We start from the raw sequence: 15,878 nt of genomic DNA on the forward strand, positions 1-15,878 counted from the left end.
AGTTATCCGTCATGGTGGCCGTCCTTGCGCCGCTTGGCTTCCCGGCCGTCGTAGGCCCGCACGATCCTGGTGACCAGATGATGGCGCACCACGTCACTATCCGTGAAACGGACCATGGAGACGCCCTCCATCCCGGCCAGCAGCTCACAGGCATCGCGCAGGCCGGACAACTCGCCCTTGGGCAGGTCCACTTGCGACAGGTCGCCGGTGACGGCCATGCGGCCGTTCTCGCCCAGCCGGGTCAGGAACATCTTCATCTGCACCGGCGTCGTGTTCTGCGCCTCGTCCAGGATGACGAACGAGTTCGCCAGCGTGCGCCCGCGCATGAAGGCCAGGGGCGCGACCTCGATCTCGCCCGAGGACAGGTTCTTCATGATCTGCTCGCCCGGCAGCATTTCGTATAGCGCATCCTGCAACGGCCGCAGATAGGGGTCCACCTTCTCGCGCAGGTCGCCGGGCAGGAAACCCAGCCGCTCCCCGGCTTCCACCGCCGGGCGCGAGAGAATGATGCGGTCGACCCGGCCCTTCATCAGCATCTCGACCGCCACGGCGACGGCCAGATAGGTCTTGCCGGTGCCCGCCGGCCCCAGCCCGAACACCAGCTCGTGATCGCGAAGCGCTTGGATGTAGGCGGCCTGACGCGGGGACCGCGGGGATATGTGGCGCCGGCGCGTGCGGATCGCCAGGTCCTCGGCGTGCACGGCGCGCGCGCCCTCGTGGCCGGTTTCCGCCGGCGCGCGGGTCATGCGCAGCGCGGCATCGACCTCGTGGCTGTCCACCTGCATACCCTTTTTCAATCGCTCGTAAAGCGCGTTCAGGGCATCGCGCGCGGCCTCGGCCGCCATCGGCGGACCGGAAATCGCGACCTGATTGCCGCGCGTGGCGATGGACACCGACAGATCCTGCTCGATCCTGGCGAGGTGCTGATCGTGTTCACCGAATAGCAGCGGTAGCAGGCTGTTGTCGTCGAACTGCAACAGCGTCGGCTGCTGGTCGCCGTAATGCGACACCTGGTTCAAATGGCGGCTCTCTCCACGTGCTGGTTGTCCATGGCCGAATCGGCTCCGGACTCGCAGATGGCGGTGGCGACCCGTCCGTGCAAGCTGTTCGGAAGGGCTTCGGTGATGTCGACGTCGACGATCCGGCCGAGAAGACGGGCCGGCGCATCGACGTGGACCGACTGCATATAGGGGCTGCGGCCGATAAGCTGGCCGGGCTTCTTGCCGTGCCGGTCCAGAAGAACCGGCAGGCGGCGGCCGACCGTGCGATGATTGAAGGCAAGCTGCTGCTCGCCCAGAAGCTGCTGCAAGCCCGCCAGACGTTCTTTCTTCACCTCCTCGGGCACCTGCGTCTCCACCGTCGAGGCCGGCGTGCCCGGGCGCGGGCTGTACTTGAAGGAATAGGCCTGGGCAAAGCCGATGTCGGCGACCAGCCGCAACGTTTCGCCGAAGTCCGCGTCGCTCTCGCCGGGGAAGCCGACGATGAAATCCGAGGCCATGGCGAGATTCGGCTGCGCCTCGCGCAGGCGATCCACGATCCGGCGATAGGTATCGGCGGTATGGCGGCGGTTCATTGCCTCCAGGATGCGGTCCGAGCCCGACTGCACGGGCAGGTGCAGGAACGGCATCAACGCATCGACGTCGCGGTGCGCGGCGATCAGCTCGTCGTCGACATCGCGCGGGTGGGACGTCGTGTAGCGGATGCGCGCCAGCCCGTCGATCTCAGCCAACTCGCGCGTCAGCCGTCCCAGTCCCCAGTCGCCGCGCCCGTCGGGCACCTCGCCGTGGTAGGCGTTGACGTTCTGGCCCAGCAGCGTGATCTCGCGCGTGCCCTGCGCCACCAGCCGGCGCGCCTCGGCCAGGACATCGGCCGCCGGGCGGGAGTACTCGGCGCCGCGCGTGTAAGGGACGACACAGAAGGTGCAGAACTTGTCGCAGCCCTCCTGGATCGACAGGAACGCGGCGGGGCCCTGCGGCCGGGACTCCTCCGGCAGGCGGTCGAACTTGTCCTCTTCCGGGAAATCGGTATCCAGGATGCCGCGCCCCGGCCCGGCACGCTCGGCGCGTGCGACCAGTTCGGGCAGGCGGTGATAGGTCTGCGGTCCGACCACCAGGTCCACCTGCGGCGCCCGGCGAAGCATCTCCTCGCCCTCCGCCTGCGCCACGCAGCCCGCCACGGCGATAAGAGTCCGGCCGCCGGTTTCGGCCTTGCCGGCCTGCACCTCGCGCAGCCGTCCCAGCTCGGAATAGACCTTCTCGGCGGCCTTCTCGCGGATGTGGCAGGTGTTCAGGATGATCATGTCCGCACCCTCGGGCGAATCCGACGGTGCGTAGCCGAGCGGCGCCAGCACGTCCGCCATGCGGGCGGAATCGTACATGTTCATCTGGCAGCCGTAGGTCTTGATGTAGAGCTTCTTCTTCAAGGCCGTCGTCGTGTCCGTTCGCTGTGCCGTATTAAACCACGTTTCGGGTTTCAAACTATCATTGTCCCGCTCCTCGTGCGAATCGCACGCGCGGGGGCTCATCGCATTCGTCGCGTCACGCCGCCGGGCGGTGCGCGTCCTCCTGATGCACGCTGCGCCCGGCCAAAGCCTCGGACACACCGCGCGCCACCTCGCACTGGCAATGATCGCCCAGCGCCTTGCGGGAATTGAAGCGGTCGATAGTCACCGGCTCGTGGAAAGTGACCTCGACGCCGATCGTTCCCAGTCCGGTCGCCGTCCAGATATGGGAGGCCAGATCCATATCGCCATACCAAGCCACGAACGGGCGCAGGTAACGGCCCATCGCCAGACCGTCCAGCTTCGTATAGGCGATGGAGACGGGCTGCACCGTCAGCGGCTCTCCGTGCGGCCGCTTCTCGGCAACGGAGAACAGCGCGCTCTTGAACGGCAGCACGCGGTTGCCGTCGCTGCTGGTGCCCTCGGGAAACAGGATCAGGCGGTCGCCCGCCTCCAGGCGACGGGTCATCTCGTCGCGCTGGTCCACCGCGCGCCGTGCGTTGCGCTCGACAAAGACGGTCCGCTGCAACTTTGCCAGCAGGCCGAAGAAAGGCCATCTCGCGACTTCCGCCTTGGCGACGAAGGACGCCGGCAAAAGCGCGCCCAGGACGGTGATGTCGAGATAGGAGACGTGGTTGCAGGCGAACAGCGCCGGCTTGTTCCCCGTCGGCGCGCCGTGCGTCTCAATCGATAGTCCCAGCAGGCGGGCGCATTGCCGGTGGTACCATTGCGGCAGCGTCTTCGCCAGCGGTGCGCGGATCAGCAGGCAGACCGCCTGCACCGGGATCAGGCACAGCGTGAAGGCGACATACTGCAACAACCGGGCGAACGCACGGCTTGGAGAGGCGAAGGAAACCTGAGCCATGGTATCGCGCTAGCCTTCCGGCCGTCCCGGCTGGTCCTCGCGGGTCAGGTGGCGGACATATCGCTCGGTCACGAGTTCGGTCTTCACCACCACGCAGACGTCGGTGGTGTTGAATTCGTGGTCCACGACCGCGCCATCGCCCACAAAACCGCCAAGGCGCAGATAACCCTTGAGGAGCGGCGGCAGCTTTGCCAGCGCCCGGCGCGGATGAAAGCCGTCCGGCGGCAGGCGGTTCATGTCGACGTACCGCGATTCCAGCGCGACCGGGCGCAGGGCCGGCGGCGCCAGGTGATAGTGATGCAGGTAGGCAAGCTGCTCGGCCAGCGAATCGGGGTCGGTGCCGTGCATCGACCCGCAACCGAACATGACCTTGACGTCGAAGTGCAGCACGTACTCCGCAATGCCGCGCCAGAGGATCTGCATCGTGCTGCCGGTGCGATAGCCGCTCGCGACGCATGAACGCCCCAGCTCCATGATCTCGCCGTCATAGGCGAGAAGGGCGCCGATGTCGTATTCGTCGGCCGTGTAGAACTGGCCGGCCCGACCGGCCTGGTCGCGGCGCATCAGGCGGTAGGTGCCGATCACCGCCTCCGGGCCGTCACCCAGGTTGCGGTCGAACACCAGAAGGTGGTCGGCGTAGTCGTCGTAAAGGTCGAATTCCCGCCCCGCCGCCTGCTGTTCGGGCGTCGGCTTGGCCTTCATCTCCTCGACGAAGACCTGGTAGCGCAGACGCTCGGAGGCGAAAACCTCGGCCTCGCTCTCCGCCAGGCGGATGTGCAGGTTGCCCGAGACGGCGTCCATCGGACGGGTCTCGCTTCCGTGCTGCCTTGCCTCCATACGTGCCGTCTCCCGTCGTGCGGCGGGCGAGCTTACAGAGTTAGCGGATCTGACACCGAGCGCCGGCCTCGCCGCCCCGCGTCGCCGGTCGGGCGGAGTGTAACGGAAAACGCGCCGTCCGCCTATGACGGACGGCGCGGTTTTTCCGCAAAAAACGGGCACGGGGAACGTGCTGTCAGTCGCCCTTGCGCGCGCGGGTGCCCAGACCGATCTCCTTGGCCAGCCGGCTGCGCTGCTTGGCGTAGTTGGGCGCCACCATGGGATAGTCCGCGGGCAGGCCCCACTTCTCGCGGTACTCGTCGGGCGTCATGTCGTACGCCGTCTTCAGATGGCGCTTAAGCATCTTGAGCTTCTTGCCATCCTCAAGACAGACAATGTAGTCGGGCGTCACAGATTTCTTGATCGGCACCGCGGGTGTTGGACGCTCCTGCTGCGCCTGACCGCCCTGTTCAACCTGACTCAGCGACTGATAGACATCGCGAATCAGCTTCGGCAGGTCGTTCACGGCCACGGAGTTGTTTGACACGTGCGCAGAGACGATGTTGGTCGTGAGATTCAGAATTTCGTTGGACTTCGCTTGCTCCGACATGGACTTTCCCAATGTTGGTGGCTATCTGCGCCGTATATAAAAATATCGGGAAACCCGGGCAACAAAAAAGATACGTTTCTTGGCAATTTGTTCGCGATATGCGTCACAACAAGGTTAACACTCAATAAAAACTTATAACGTTCGCGACAGGTGAGAGCTGCTCGGGAATTTCGCCGTTGCGGGCCCCGCTAGGCGAATGACAGGTCGCGGGAAAGCACGAGCGCGTCCACGGGCGCCGGCCCCCGGCTTGTGTAGTAGCCCGCGCGCCGGCCCACCTCTTCGAATCCGGCATCCCGGTACAGTGCGATGGCGGCGGCGTTGTCGGCGGCCACTTCCAGGTAGGCGCGGCCGGCGCCGCGCGTCTGCGCCTTGGCAAGGAATTCCGCCAGCAACCGGGCGCCCAGCCCCTGGCGGCGGGCGTCGGCAAGCACGCCGAGCGACAGGATCTCGGCCTCGTCGGCGGCAAGGCGTGCCAGGAGGTAGCCGACCGGCATGACCTCTCCGTAGGCCCTGCCGGCCGCCAGAAGGGCCAGGGCGCCGGGGCCCTGGACAAGGTTCGCGATGTCGGAAGCCGGCCAGGGCTCGTCCCTGAAGACGTCGTTCTGGAGAGCGGCGATCACCGGGGCGTCGAGGGCTCCCGCCGTCAGGATCCGCGCATCGCTGCTGGGCTTTCGCATCAGCGTGCCGCCTCGGCACCGCGAGGCGGCGTCACGTCAGGCGGTCTGAGGTAGAGCGGACGCGGCGGCGTCTGCACCTGTGGAAGCGGGCGCGAAGCGGCAATCCGCGCCACGACGGCGGCATCGATTCGCGCGGGGGCATCGGCGAGAACCGTATCGCGGCCCGCCGCCCGCAGCGCCGGCTGGGCTTGGCCCGCGCCGTCCCCCGCCAGCAGCAGCGGTCCCGGCGGCAGCCAGCCATCGAGGGCTTCCGGCAGCAGCGCGGCCGGTTCCGACAGGGCCGCGCCATCGGGTGCGAAGGCCTGGGCATAGATGTCGCTGCGCTTGCCGTCGATGGCGACCAGAAGCGCGCGATCGTCATTCCCGTGAGGGGGAACCGCGGCGGCGAAGGCCTCGAAGCCGGTCACGCCGATGATCGGCAGGTTGCGTGCGAGCGCCAGCCCGCGCGCCGTCGCCAGACCGATGCGCACCCCCGTGAAGCCGCCGGGCCCCACCGTGACGGCAACGGCGTCGAGGCCAGCGTATGAGATTCCGGCCTCGGCCATGACCTCCTGCAGCATCGGCACCAGCCGTTCGGCCTGACCCCGGCGCATCGCCTCGCTGCGGCTCGCCACCGTGGCGCCGCGGACGCGGACAGCCGCCGAGCAGCCGCCGCCGGCGGCATCGAAGGCAAGCAATGTGCGCTCTTCGGCCATGGTCAGGCCCTTCGTGCCCTATGGCCGGGATTCGTGACGTGGTAGGTCAAGGTATGTACCCGTTCGAATACGATTCGCTTGAAGGAGGTCCGATGCCGCTCGTGCCGATTGCGCCGCCAGACTACGATGTGGTGCTCGACCTGCGTTATGCCACGCCCGACAACGTTACCGGCGCGCCGATCTACGGCCGCGCCGCCGCTTATCTGCACGAGGAGGCGGCCGGGTTGCTGCGCCGCGCGATAGAGCTGGCGCGGCCGCTGGGCTATCGCTTCAAGCTGTTCGACGCCTTCCGGCCGACGGAAGCGCAGTGGCGGCTGTGGCACTGCTATCCCTCGGACGAGTTCGTGGCCGATCCGCGCCGCGGCTCGCCCCATTCGCGCGGCGCGGCGGTGGACCTGACGCTGATCGATGCCGCCGGCCGCGAGTTGGAGATGGGCACCGGCTTCGATGCCTTCACGCCGCAGGCGCACCATGCCCGCACCGACATCCCCGAAGTCGCGCAGCGCAACCGCGCTGTCCTGCTGGGTATCATGACCGCAGCCGGCTGGGACAACTTCAGGAACGAGTGGTGGCATTACCAGCTTTTCAATGCGCGGCGCCTGCCGCTGATCTCCGATAAGGCTCTGCCGGAACCGATGATGGCAAGGGCCGCCGTCACCTCGGTTTAGACGATCCGGCACGCCTCGTCGAACGACAGCCGCTTGTCGCGCGGCGGCAGCTTGTCCGGCTCGCCGTAGCCGATGTTGCACAGGAAGTTGGATTTCCACTTTCCTTTCGGAAAGAACGCCTCGTCGACCTTGGCGTTGTCGAAGCCGGACATCGGCCCGCAGTCCAGTCCCAAGGCCCGCGCGGCAATGATGAGGTAGGCGCCCTGCAGGCTGCCGTTGCGGAAGGCCGTCGTCTCGATGAACTTCGGCTTGCCGGCGAACCAGGAGCGCGCGTCGGCCTGGCTGTAAAGCTCCGGCAGCTTTTCGTGGAACTCCAGGTCGTAGGCGACGATGGCAGTGGCCGGCGCCGTCATCGTCTTCTCGACGTTACCCTCCATCAGCGCCGGCTTCAGCTTCTCCTTCGCTTCCGGCGAGGTTACGAAGACCACGCGCATCGGGCTGCAGTTGGCGCTTGTCGGCCCCATCTTCGCCAGATCCCAGATGGCTTGCAGCAGAACGTCGCTGACGGGCTTGTCCTGCCAGTACCTGTGGGTCCGCGCTTCGCGGAAGATGAGGTCCATGCCTTCATCCGACAGCATCTTTTCCATGACGCCTTGCTACCCCCTTGCGGTCCTTGTCGTCACCTGCGTGCTGGCGGGACTGTGGCCTGCAAGGCGGTTCGCGGCAAGTCCCCTTGAGGCATTGCCGGGCGAGCGGCTACGCTATGCCGCTGCGCGGTCGCAGGGCGAGGCGGAAAGGGGGCGTGTCGCCGCGCCGCTCGCGCAACCAAAGTAAAGGGGTCGGGTTTGCTCTCCATGAATCGTGTCGCGGTTAGGGCGGCCGCGCTTATGCTGGCGTTCGCCTGCTGGGCGGTTCCCGTGCCGGCGCTGGCGGCACCCGCGGCGGACAATGGCGCCGTCGTCATCATGTATCATCGCTTCGGCGACGACCGCTTTCCCAGCACGAACATCGCGCTGGAGCAGTTCGAGGCGCACATCCGCGAACTGCGGAAGGAAAAATACACGGTCCTGCCGCTGGCCGAGATCGTCGAGAAGCTGCGCCATGACAAGCCGCTGCCGGAACGTGCGGTCGGGATATCCATCGACGACGCCTACATGTCGGTGTACCGCGAGGCATGGCCGCGCCTGAAGGAGGCGGGCCTTCCCTTCACCCTCTTCGCCGCCACGAAACCGCTGGACCGTGGCCTCGGCGATTACATGAGCTGGGACCAGCTTCGCGAGTTGCAGCGCTCGGAACTGGTCACGATCGGCAACCATACCCACAGCCACGCGCACATGGCCGACAACTCCGCGGAAAGCAACCGGGAGGAAGTGCGCGCAAGCCAGCAGCGTTTCCGTGAAGAGCTGGGTCGCGCGCCCGCGTTATTCGCCTATCCCTACGGCGAGTATTCGACCGAGGTCAGGGACATCGTGAAGGCGGCGGGCTTCGCGGCGGCTTTCGGCCAGCATTCCGGGGCCATTGCGGGCACCGGCGACCGCTTCACCCTGCCGCGCTTCGCGCTGAACGAGCACTATGGCGGGATGGAGCGCTTCCGTCTGGCGGTCAACGCCCTGCCGCTTCCCGTGGCCGACGTCACGCCGCGGGAGAACGTGCTGGGCCCCGACGGGAATCCGCCGCTCTATGGCTTCACGGTGCTGGATGCCGTGGACAGCGTCGACGGCCTCAACTGCTTCGCCAGTGGCCAGGGCCGGGTCGAGGCGAAGACGATCGGCAAGCGGGTCGAGGTGCGCCTGAAAGAGCCGCTGCCGAATGGACGAGCCCGCGTCAACTGCACCATGCCAGGGCCGGACGGGCGCTGGCGCTGGTTCGGCCGGCAGTTCTACGTCGTCGGGGAGTAGCCTATTCGACGCCTTGCAGCGCGACGCGGATCTTGCGCGCCGCCGGGTCCGGCACGACTCGTTGGGCGATGATGGAGGGACGCAGCCCCGAACGGTCGAGGGCACGCAAGCCGTTGTGCGCCATCAGGCCGCGTAGCTTGTCGACGTAGTCCCACCCTTCCTCGGAATAGTGCTGCAGCGTGCCCGCCAGGTGGAAGCCGTCGATGACCTCGCCGCGCGCGCGCATCCTGGCCCGTCTGGCACGTAACGCCTTGTATGCCTTTGAGGTGTTCAGGTTATGCACGTAGGCCCGGACCGAGGCGCCGAGTGTTTCGAAGGCGCGGACCTTGAAGCCATCGGCCTCCTGCGGCTTCAGGCCCGGCGCATCGTCGTTCCACGTACGCTGCCCGAAAAGGGCATTGCCCTTGCGCGCGAACCGCGACGTGCCCCAGCCGCTTTCGAGAATGGACTGGGTGACGGCAAGGCTGGGCGGCACAACGTCGACACGGCGCAAGAGGTCGTCCATGTCGATATCGTCCAGCGTCTCGACATGACCCTGATAGCGCGCCGCCACACCCAGCAACCACTCCCGGTCGCTGTCCGACAGCTTGCCGTGCCGTTCACGCGTTTCCCCCAGCACCAGGATGCGCCGGCGCGTGGCCATGATGTCTTCGTTCGCCTTTAATACCAGCGGCAGCACGGTGCGGATGAAAAGCGCCTTCCGGTGCTTCGCCGGCGCCAGCGCCTTGATGCCGGAGGGAAGTTCGCTGAGGTAGACGCGGGGAACCTTGTCGCCGCCTTCACGGATGTGCGGCAGGTGGTAGTTCATCGCCGCGAAATAGGCGTTCACCCGCGCTGCGCTGTCGGGGATGCGCACCATCGCCGCCGTCGGGCGATAGCGGCCATAGATGTCCCGCCGAGGCAGCCGCTCGCGCAGCGCCACCTTCTCCACACGGATCAGCTTGGCGACGCTCGGCGCCTCCTTGGGCTCCGGCCAATAGCCCGGCCCGCCTGCAAGGACCATGGCCGCAAGTGCGCCGGCGGCGAGCAGGGATACCAATACCTTTGGCCTCTCGTGGCGCTCGCCGGCCACAAGGGCGATAACGTTCTGCATCTGCCACGCTCCCCCTCGAGGAGTGTCTGCGTGGGCGGACAAACTGCCCCGTAGCGCCCCTTGAAGGACGCCCATTCGTTGGTTCGGGCCTTCTGACGACGCGCCTGACGCGCACCCCGATGCCCATTGTTTAAATTGAGGTTGGGTGAACCGGAGCAAAATTGCAAGCAGGATGCCTGCGGGCGGAGACGGCCGGCAAGCTGGAGCAGCAAAAATTTTTTCTTTTATTCAACGGGTTAAGAGGTGGCGGTCGGGCTGCCAGCGGAATTTGTTTCAAATCCGAAACATTTCCGCGTATGGCTAGGCTGCAATCCTCACGAAATCGCGTCCACGTCCTCTTGCGAGAGATTGCCGGGAACGACGGTAATCGGAATCCGCAGCTTGTCCATCAGCTTGCCGGTCAGTGCCGAGACCAGCGGGCCGGGACCGCCCTGGCCCGGGTGCGCACCGAGGACGAGGATGGAAATCTCGGGCTCCTCCTCGATCAGGTCCAACAACGCGTCGCGCTGCGAGCCCTCCCGCAGGTAGAGGATCGGCATTGCGCCAGACCACTCCTGCACGCGGGCGGCATGGCGCTGCAGCAGCTTCTCAGCGTTGGTGCGCGCTTCCTCCCGCATCAGGTCGCCGACGCCCATCCAGTGCTGGAAGTCGTTCGGCTCCATCACGTAAAGCAGCGCGACACGGCCCCCGGTATGCCTAGCCCGCCCGCAGGCGAAACGCAGGGCGACCAGCATTTCCTCGGTTTCGTCGACGATGACGAGGAAAACGCGGTTGGTCTTTCGTGGCGGTTCGCCGTTGTCGGCGGGTTCTCGTTCGGCTTCGCTCATATAGGGGAGGTCACGCCTTCCGGAACAGGGTATGGGCCAACCATCCTGCCACCAGGGCGATGAGAATCGCAACGGCGCCATAAGTTGCAGAGTATTCGTACGCGAAATCAAACAGTTCCGCCTCCACGCCGACCTTGCTGACGATCAGCGGTGTGGTTTGGGCACTGACGACTTGCCCCTCGCGCAGCAGGTAGACCTCCACGGTGTAGCTTCCGGTCGGCACGTTCGCCGGGAAGAACACGTTCGAGCGGAAAAGCCGGGCGCCGAGGAAGGTGACGCTGCCCACCGCGCGGGCATAGTGACCCTTGCGAGCCTTCGCCCGAACGAGAGCATCGCGCCATTCCTGAGCGATGTTGGGCGAGGCCTTCGCGCGCGGCAGCGGGATATCGAGGTTTTCCAGCCCCATCGCGTGACGCTCGCGCACGGCCGGGCGGGCAACTTTGTCCAGCGGCGCGCTTGCGTTGACGGCATAGAAACTGGGTGCTGAATCGAAGGACATCGTCGCGGTGTTCATCCAGATGCCCGCGATCCGCGACTTCCGGTGCATCCGGATCGGCACGTTCGGGCCGCGCACGATCACCACGACCTCGCCCGGTTGTTCCACTGCCCCGAACAGCAGCACGTCGGTGCCGGCGAACCCCGTCGTGATCGCCACCAGATGGTTCGACAGATCGGCGACAAGCTCCGCGGCGCGCGCCTGCCCGCCCGCAAGGCAGAGAGCCGCGGCAAGCAGGAATGCATGCAACAGTCGGCGGCCCGGCGTCATTTCGTCACCCCGATGGAATAGAGATCGACCGGGACGCTGACGAGTTCGAACAGCAACCGTCCGCAGGTGACGAGGACGATCACGCCAAGCAGGATACGCAGCGTATCCCCCGGCAGGCGGGAGGCGACGCGGCTGCCGTACTGCGCGCCGATCACGCCGCCCAGCAGCAGCAGCAACGCCAGGACTATATCGACCGTCTGGTTCTGGATCGCCTGCAGCAGCGTCACGTTGGCGGCGACGAAGATGATCTGGAACAGGGAGGTGCCGATCACCACGGCCGTCGGCATCCCCAGCAGGTATATCATCGCCGGCACCAGGATGAAGCCGCCGCCCACGCCCATGATCGCCGAGAGCACGCCGATGGCGAATCCCAGGCCGAGCGGCAGCAGGGCGGAAATATAGAGCCGCGACTTGCGGAACCGCATCTTCAGCGGCCAGCCGTGCACCCAGGTGTGCTGATGCAGCTTCCGCCTCGGCGTGTGGCGGCGTCGGCGCACCAGGGCGCGAATGCCCTCCCACGTCATCAAAAGGCCGATGACACCCAGGAACAGCACGTAGGACAAGTTGATGACCAGGTCGATCTGGCCCAGGTCGCGCAGCAGCTTGAACAGGCTGACACCAGCGGTGGAGCCGATGAGGCCGCCAACCAGCAGTACAATGCCCATTTTCACGTCGACGTTGCCGCGCCGGAAGTGCCCCAGGACGCCTGAGATCGACGATGCGACGACGTTGTTGGCCTGCGTCGCCACGGCGACGGGCGGCGGTACGCCGATGAAGATCAGCAGCGGCGTCATCAGGAACCCGCCGCCGACACCGAAGACCCCGGAGAGAAAACCGATCAGACCACCTAGTCCGAGCAGCAGGAAAACATCCAGCGACAGCTCGGCGATCGGCAGGTAAATCTGCATTACGGGTCGTTCGGACCGCGACGGATTGGGTTGCGGGGCGCCAGACGCGCCCGGACGTGCTAATTCATGAACCGCCAAGTCCGTGACGGCTCAAATCCGGACTGTAATGCCTTGTCGTCCCGCAAGCAAAGGAAATACCCGGCGTCCGCCGTGAATTACGCGGACGCCCTAGTTGCGGAGAAAGCCGACCGCGTCCAGCGCCTCGTCCAGAACCGGCACGGCAATCGCCGCCGCACGGTCCGCACCTTCTCGCAGGATCGAGTCGATCTCCGCCGGATCGGCCGTCAGGCGGTTCATCTCGTTGCCGATGGGGGCGAGCTTCTCGACCGCCAGCTCGGTCAGGGTCGTCTTGAAGGTGGCGAAACCCTGCCCCTCGAACTGCTGCAGCACCTCCCGCCAGGACATGTCCGAAAGCGCGGCATAGATGCCCAGAAGGTTGTAGCAGGCCGGGCGTTCCCTGCGCGTCTCGTCGGGCAGGTCGCCCGCGTCGTCGAGCACGTCCGGTCCGGGCAGGGTGTCCGGGTCGGTGGTGGCGCGCTTGATCTTGTTCGCGATCGTGTCCGCATCGTCCGTCATATTGATGCGCGTCATGTCCGAAGGCTCGGACTTGCTCATCTTCTTTGAGCCGTCGCGCAGGCTCATCACGCGCGCCGCCGCGCCCAGGATCAGCGGCTCGGGGATCGGAAACACCTCGCGGTGATAGTCGAAGTTGAACTTCTGCGCGACGTTGCGGGCGAACTCCAGGTGCTGCTTCTGGTCTTCGCCCACCGGCACGTGCGTGGCCTTGTAGGCCAGGATGTCGGCGGCCATCAGGGTCGGATAGACGTAAAGCCCGGCCGAGGCCTGCTCGCGGTGCTTGCCCGCCTTCTCCTTGAACTGCGTCATCCGGTTCAGCCATCCCAGGCGCGCGACGCAGTTGAAGATCCACGCCAGTTCCGAGTGGGCGGAGACGCGGGACTGGTTGAAGATGATGCACTTCTTCGGATCGATACCCGCGGCCAAGTAGGCGGCCGTCACCTGCCGCGTGTGATCGGCAAGCTGCGCGGGATCCTGCCAGACCGTGATGGCGTGCAGATCGACGACGCAGTAGATCGCGTCGTAATCGTGCTGCAGCGCGACGAAGTTCCGGATCGCGCCGAGATAGTTGCCAAGGTGCAGATGTCCGGTCGGCTGGACGCCGGAGAAAATACGCTTCATCCCTCGCTCCGCGGGCGTTGCAACGGCATGGACGTCGGGCAGGACGGGCCGGGTTATGGCCGCTCGCGCGGAAGCGGTCAAGGCTTTGGCTGCGCAACCCGCGGCGACCTATCCGGTCTCTGCCGCCCTCCGGCGCCGCAGGACGGCCAGAACCTCTCCGGTGGACGCCGCGCCCAGGAGAAGGGCCAATGCGCCGTATACCGCGCCGCCGCCGCCGACCAGGGCCGCCAAGGCAATGGCGGCGCGCACGGGGCCGTCGGCCAGCCATCCGGAAAGCCCCCAGTAGCCAAAGGCCAGCGCGACGCCCATCAGCACACTTGCCGCCAGTATGCGCGGCAGGCGCTGCCGGGCGCGCGCGTCGAACTCCAGATGGCCGGCGCGGATCAGCCAGATCGCCAGCAGGCCGCCGTTGACCCAGGCCGCGATAGCCGTTGCCAACGCGATGCCGACATGGCCGATGGCGAAGAACAGGCCAATCGACAGGGGGATATTCACGGCGACGCCCGCCACGGCCGACTTCAGCGGGCTCACCGTGTCCTCGCGGGCGAAGAAGGCCGGCTGCAGCAGCTTGACCAGGACATAGGCGGGCAGGCCCGTCGCGAAGGCCGCAAGCGCCCAGCCCGTCGCCAGCGATGCCTCGGCATCGAACGCGCCGCGCTGGAACAGCACGCTGATGATGGGCCAGGGAATGATCATGAGCGCCACCGCCGCCGGAAGGGTCAGCAGGAAGGCCAGCTCGATGCCGCGATTAAGGCTGTTCATGGCGGCGGCGTCCTGGCCAGCGCGCAGCTTGCGCGAAAGCTCGGGCAACAGCACGACGCCCAGCGCGATACCGATCAGGCCCAGCGGAAGCTGATAAATCCGGTCGGCGTAGTAGAGGTAGCTGACCGCCCCGTCCTGCAACGAGGCGATGATGGTGCCTACCACCAGATTGAGCTGGAGCGCGCCGGCGGAAGCGATGCCCGGCCCCATGAGGCGCATCGTGCGGCGCACGCCCGGCGTCAGCCGGGGCAGGGGAAAGCGCAGCGTGATGCCATTGCGACGGCAGGCCCAGATCAGCATCAGCGACTGCGCGATGCCCGCGAACATCACGGTCCAGGCCAACACCTCTCCCGGTGCGCTGGTGAACGGGATGACGAGGGCCAGCGAGGCGATGAAGAAGATGTTCAGCAGGATCGGCGCCGCCGCCGCCGCGGCAAAGCGGTACAGCGAGTTCAGCACGCCGCCCAAAAGCGCGACCAGCGCCATGAACAGCAGGTAGGGGAACGTCAGGCGCGTCAGCAGGATCGTCAGCTCGAACTTCTCCGGATCGTCGGCGAAGCCGGGTGCCAGGACATGCATCAGCCAGGGCATCGCCAGGACGGCGGCAAAGGTCAGCGCCAGCAGCGCCGTCAGCAGGACGGCCATGACCTCTTCCGCGAACCGCCGTGCGACCTCGGCCCCATCTTCCTCCAGCCGCCGCGAGAACAGCGGGACGAAGGCGGCGTTGAACGCCCCTTCGCCGAACACGCGCCGGAAGAAGTTCGGAAACCGGAACGCGATGAAGAACGCGTCGGCGATCGGCCCCGTGCCGATCGTCGCCGCGATCAGGATGTCGCGCAGGAACCCCAGGATCCGGCTGATCCCGGTGTAGCCGCCGACCGTCGCGAGTCCCCTTACAAGCGCCATGGCCGCCAGTGTGTATCTCAATGCGGCGAGATTTGGAAAGGCTCAGTTGTGTGGGCGCGGACGGCAAAACGGCTGGTACGCGAGAAACTAATCGGCCGGCCGGCAGCGTTCGCCCATCAGGTCGGTGCGCGCGGTGGGGTGGTAGCGCAGGACGATGCGGCGGGGCAGGAACCGCGGATTGTTGCGCCGGGTCTTGTAGTGGGGCACCAGCGGGTCCCGGTCGCGGTTCGGGTCATCGAAGGCCATGCCCCGCGTGTAGAACTCCATGAAGACCGCATGCACGGTTGTCGAGGGCAGCCGCCAGACAGCCTCGCCGCCGGCAGGCGAACCATCGCTCAGGCGATCCAGGCACAATTTTGTTTCATTATCGTAATTATTTCTGAGACGCCGCAGCAAGTCGCTGAAGTCTTGGGGTCCGGCCCTCCGGCGGCCCGTTTCGAGGAGGACCTGCTGTAGCCGGTCGGTTTCCGCGTTCATCTGGAAGTAGACATCGAAGGTGACGCCAAGGAAATCGGTTCGCAAAAGCGCCAATTCGGCGTAAGCGTTCTTGTAAACCCGTCGGGCCGGAAGCTCGGTCAACTCGTCCCCGAACATCCGGCGAAGGCCGTCCGCCGTCATCCCCCAGTGAGTGCCGCGCCACCCGGCGATGTCCGTGGCCGCCGCCGGGGTAGGGCTGCATACGCCGATAAAGGCCGCCGCCAACCAGCCCGCGAGGACGAGCCGCGCTGGCAGGGCGGCGGTCTTCACCAG

General features: G+C 66.3%; 17 protein-coding genes. 2 read left to right on the plus strand and 15 right to left on the minus strand.

The window, feature by feature from the left end:
• Nucleotides 1-2: 2 nt before the first annotated feature.
• The 7 genes from DRB17_RS02550 to tsaB form a co-directional block, all read right to left on the minus strand.
• Nucleotides 3-1,019: a PhoH family protein gene (locus tag DRB17_RS02550; protein ID WP_193725718.1), complete on the minus strand. Its 1,017-nt coding sequence runs from the start codon at nucleotides 1,017-1,019 to the stop codon at nucleotides 3-5.
• Nucleotides 1,016-2,422: a tRNA (N6-isopentenyl adenosine(37)-C2)-methylthiotransferase MiaB gene (gene miaB / locus DRB17_RS02555; protein WP_206607767.1), complete on the minus strand. Its 1,407-nt coding sequence runs from the start codon at nucleotides 2,420-2,422 to the stop codon at nucleotides 1,016-1,018. Before miaB ends, DRB17_RS02550 begins: the two co-directional genes overlap by 4 nt.
• A 115-nt stretch (nucleotides 2,423-2,537) precedes the next feature.
• Nucleotides 2,538-3,365 (minus strand): lysophospholipid acyltransferase family protein, encoded by an 828-nt coding sequence (locus tag DRB17_RS02560; RefSeq protein WP_114580600.1) that lies wholly within the window; start codon nucleotides 3,363-3,365, stop codon nucleotides 2,538-2,540.
• 9 nt (nucleotides 3,366-3,374) lie between these two features.
• Complete coding sequence (locus tag DRB17_RS02565; RefSeq protein WP_114580601.1) at nucleotides 3,375-4,202, minus strand: GNAT family N-acetyltransferase; 828 nt, start codon at nucleotides 4,200-4,202, stop codon at nucleotides 3,375-3,377.
• Between the two features lie 175 nt (nucleotides 4,203-4,377).
• Complete coding sequence (locus DRB17_RS02570; protein WP_114580602.1) at nucleotides 4,378-4,791, minus strand: Ros/MucR family transcriptional regulator; 414 nt, start codon at nucleotides 4,789-4,791, stop codon at nucleotides 4,378-4,380.
• Nucleotides 4,792-4,979: 188 nt separating this feature from the next.
• Nucleotides 4,980-5,468, minus strand: a complete 489-nt coding sequence (locus DRB17_RS02575; RefSeq protein ID WP_114580603.1) for a GNAT family N-acetyltransferase — start codon at nucleotides 5,466-5,468, stop codon at nucleotides 4,980-4,982.
• The gene (gene tsaB, locus DRB17_RS02580) at nucleotides 5,468-6,163 is read right to left on the minus strand and encodes a tRNA (adenosine(37)-N6)-threonylcarbamoyltransferase complex dimerization subunit type 1 TsaB (protein WP_114580604.1); all 696 of its coding nucleotides are present in this window, start codon (nucleotides 6,161-6,163) and stop codon (nucleotides 5,468-5,470) included. Before tsaB ends, DRB17_RS02575 begins: the two co-directional genes overlap by 1 nt.
• A gap of 92 nt (nucleotides 6,164-6,255) precedes the next feature.
• On the opposite strand from tsaB, the gene ddpX reads away from it, so the two are divergent.
• A complete protein-coding gene (ddpX, locus tag DRB17_RS02585) occupies nucleotides 6,256-6,831 on the plus strand; it encodes a D-alanyl-D-alanine dipeptidase (protein WP_114580843.1) in 576 nt (191 codons plus the stop codon).
• Here the strand turns inward: ddpX and DRB17_RS02590 are convergent.
• Nucleotides 6,828-7,418, minus strand: a complete 591-nt coding sequence (locus DRB17_RS02590) for a malonic semialdehyde reductase (protein ID WP_114580605.1) — start codon at nucleotides 7,416-7,418, stop codon at nucleotides 6,828-6,830. The genes ddpX and DRB17_RS02590 overlap by 4 nt on opposite strands.
• Before the next feature lie 240 nt (nucleotides 7,419-7,658).
• Here DRB17_RS02590 and DRB17_RS02595 point away from each other — a divergent pair, with 240 nt between their 5' ends.
• Entirely contained in the window at nucleotides 7,659-8,669 is a 1,011-nt protein-coding gene (locus DRB17_RS02595) for a polysaccharide deacetylase family protein (RefSeq protein WP_241503720.1), read from the plus strand.
• A gap of 1 nt (nucleotide 8,670) precedes the next feature.
• Here DRB17_RS02595 and DRB17_RS02600 read toward each other — a convergent pair whose 3' ends face one another.
• The 7 genes from DRB17_RS02600 to DRB17_RS02630 form a co-directional block, all read right to left on the minus strand.
• Nucleotides 8,671-9,762, minus strand: coding sequence for a glucosaminidase domain-containing protein (locus DRB17_RS02600; protein ID WP_161958671.1), 1,092 nt, complete (start codon nucleotides 9,760-9,762; stop codon nucleotides 8,671-8,673).
• 314 nt (nucleotides 9,763-10,076) lie between these two features.
• Nucleotides 10,077-10,589, minus strand: coding sequence for a universal stress protein (locus DRB17_RS02605; protein ID WP_114580608.1), 513 nt, complete (start codon nucleotides 10,587-10,589; stop codon nucleotides 10,077-10,079).
• Between the two features lie 10 nt (nucleotides 10,590-10,599).
• Entirely contained in the window at nucleotides 10,600-11,355 is a 756-nt protein-coding gene (locus tag DRB17_RS02610; RefSeq protein ID WP_114580609.1) for a TIGR02186 family protein, read from the minus strand.
• A complete protein-coding gene (locus DRB17_RS02615; RefSeq protein ID WP_114580610.1) occupies nucleotides 11,352-12,263 on the minus strand; it encodes a sulfite exporter TauE/SafE family protein in 912 nt (303 codons plus the stop codon). The genes DRB17_RS02610 and DRB17_RS02615 overlap by 4 nt, the downstream gene beginning before the upstream one ends.
• 168 nt (nucleotides 12,264-12,431) lie before the next feature.
• Nucleotides 12,432-13,460 (minus strand): tryptophan--tRNA ligase, encoded by a 1,029-nt coding sequence (trpS, locus tag DRB17_RS02620; protein WP_114580611.1) that lies wholly within the window; start codon nucleotides 13,458-13,460, stop codon nucleotides 12,432-12,434.
• A gap of 108 nt (nucleotides 13,461-13,568) precedes the next feature.
• A complete protein-coding gene (gene murJ, locus DRB17_RS02625) occupies nucleotides 13,569-15,128 on the minus strand; it encodes a murein biosynthesis integral membrane protein MurJ (protein WP_114580612.1) in 1,560 nt (519 codons plus the stop codon).
• 87 nt (nucleotides 15,129-15,215) lie between these two features.
• Nucleotides 15,216-15,875, minus strand: a complete 660-nt coding sequence (locus tag DRB17_RS02630; RefSeq protein WP_114580613.1) for a hypothetical protein — start codon at nucleotides 15,873-15,875, stop codon at nucleotides 15,216-15,218.
• Nucleotides 15,876-15,878 lie beyond the last annotated feature (3 nt).

Source organism: Ferruginivarius sediminum (assembly GCF_003344765.1).
Classification (GTDB): domain Bacteria; phylum Pseudomonadota; class Alphaproteobacteria; order Kiloniellales; family Rhodovibrionaceae; genus Ferruginivarius; species Ferruginivarius sediminum.

Coding starts and splice junctions, on each gene's coding strand:
- DRB17_RS02560 (WP_114580600.1), bottom strand. CDS start 3,365: ATGGCTCAGGTTTCCTTCGCCTCTCCAAGCCGTGCGTTCGCCCGGTTG.
- DRB17_RS02565 (WP_114580601.1), bottom strand. CDS start 4,202: ATGGAGGCAAGGCAGCACGGAAGCGAGACCCGTCCGATGGACGCCGTC.
- DRB17_RS02570 (WP_114580602.1), bottom strand. CDS start 4,791: ATGTCGGAGCAAGCGAAGTCCAACGAAATTCTGAATCTCACGACCAAC.
- DRB17_RS02575 (WP_114580603.1), bottom strand. CDS start 5,468: ATGCGAAAGCCCAGCAGCGATGCGCGGATCCTGACGGCGGGAGCCCTC.
- tsaB (WP_114580604.1), bottom strand. CDS start 6,163: ATGGCCGAAGAGCGCACATTGCTTGCCTTCGATGCCGCCGGCGGCGGC.
- ddpX (WP_114580843.1), top strand. CDS start 6,256: ATGCCGCTCGTGCCGATTGCGCCGCCAGACTACGATGTGGTGCTCGAC.
- DRB17_RS02590 (WP_114580605.1), bottom strand. CDS start 7,418: ATGGAAAAGATGCTGTCGGATGAAGGCATGGACCTCATCTTCCGCGAA.
- DRB17_RS02595 (WP_241503720.1), top strand. CDS start 7,659: ATGCTGGCGTTCGCCTGCTGGGCGGTTCCCGTGCCGGCGCTGGCGGCA.
- DRB17_RS02600 (WP_161958671.1), bottom strand. CDS start 9,762: ATGCAGAACGTTATCGCCCTTGTGGCCGGCGAGCGCCACGAGAGGCCA.
- DRB17_RS02605 (WP_114580608.1), bottom strand. CDS start 10,589: ATGAGCGAAGCCGAACGAGAACCCGCCGACAACGGCGAACCGCCACGA.
- DRB17_RS02610 (WP_114580609.1), bottom strand. CDS start 11,355: ATGACGCCGGGCCGCCGACTGTTGCATGCATTCCTGCTTGCCGCGGCT.
- DRB17_RS02615 (WP_114580610.1), bottom strand. CDS start 12,263: ATGCAGATTTACCTGCCGATCGCCGAGCTGTCGCTGGATGTTTTCCTG.
- trpS (WP_114580611.1), bottom strand. CDS start 13,460: ATGAAGCGTATTTTCTCCGGCGTCCAGCCGACCGGACATCTGCACCTT.
- murJ (WP_114580612.1), bottom strand. CDS start 15,128: ATGGCGCTTGTAAGGGGACTCGCGACGGTCGGCGGCTACACCGGGATC.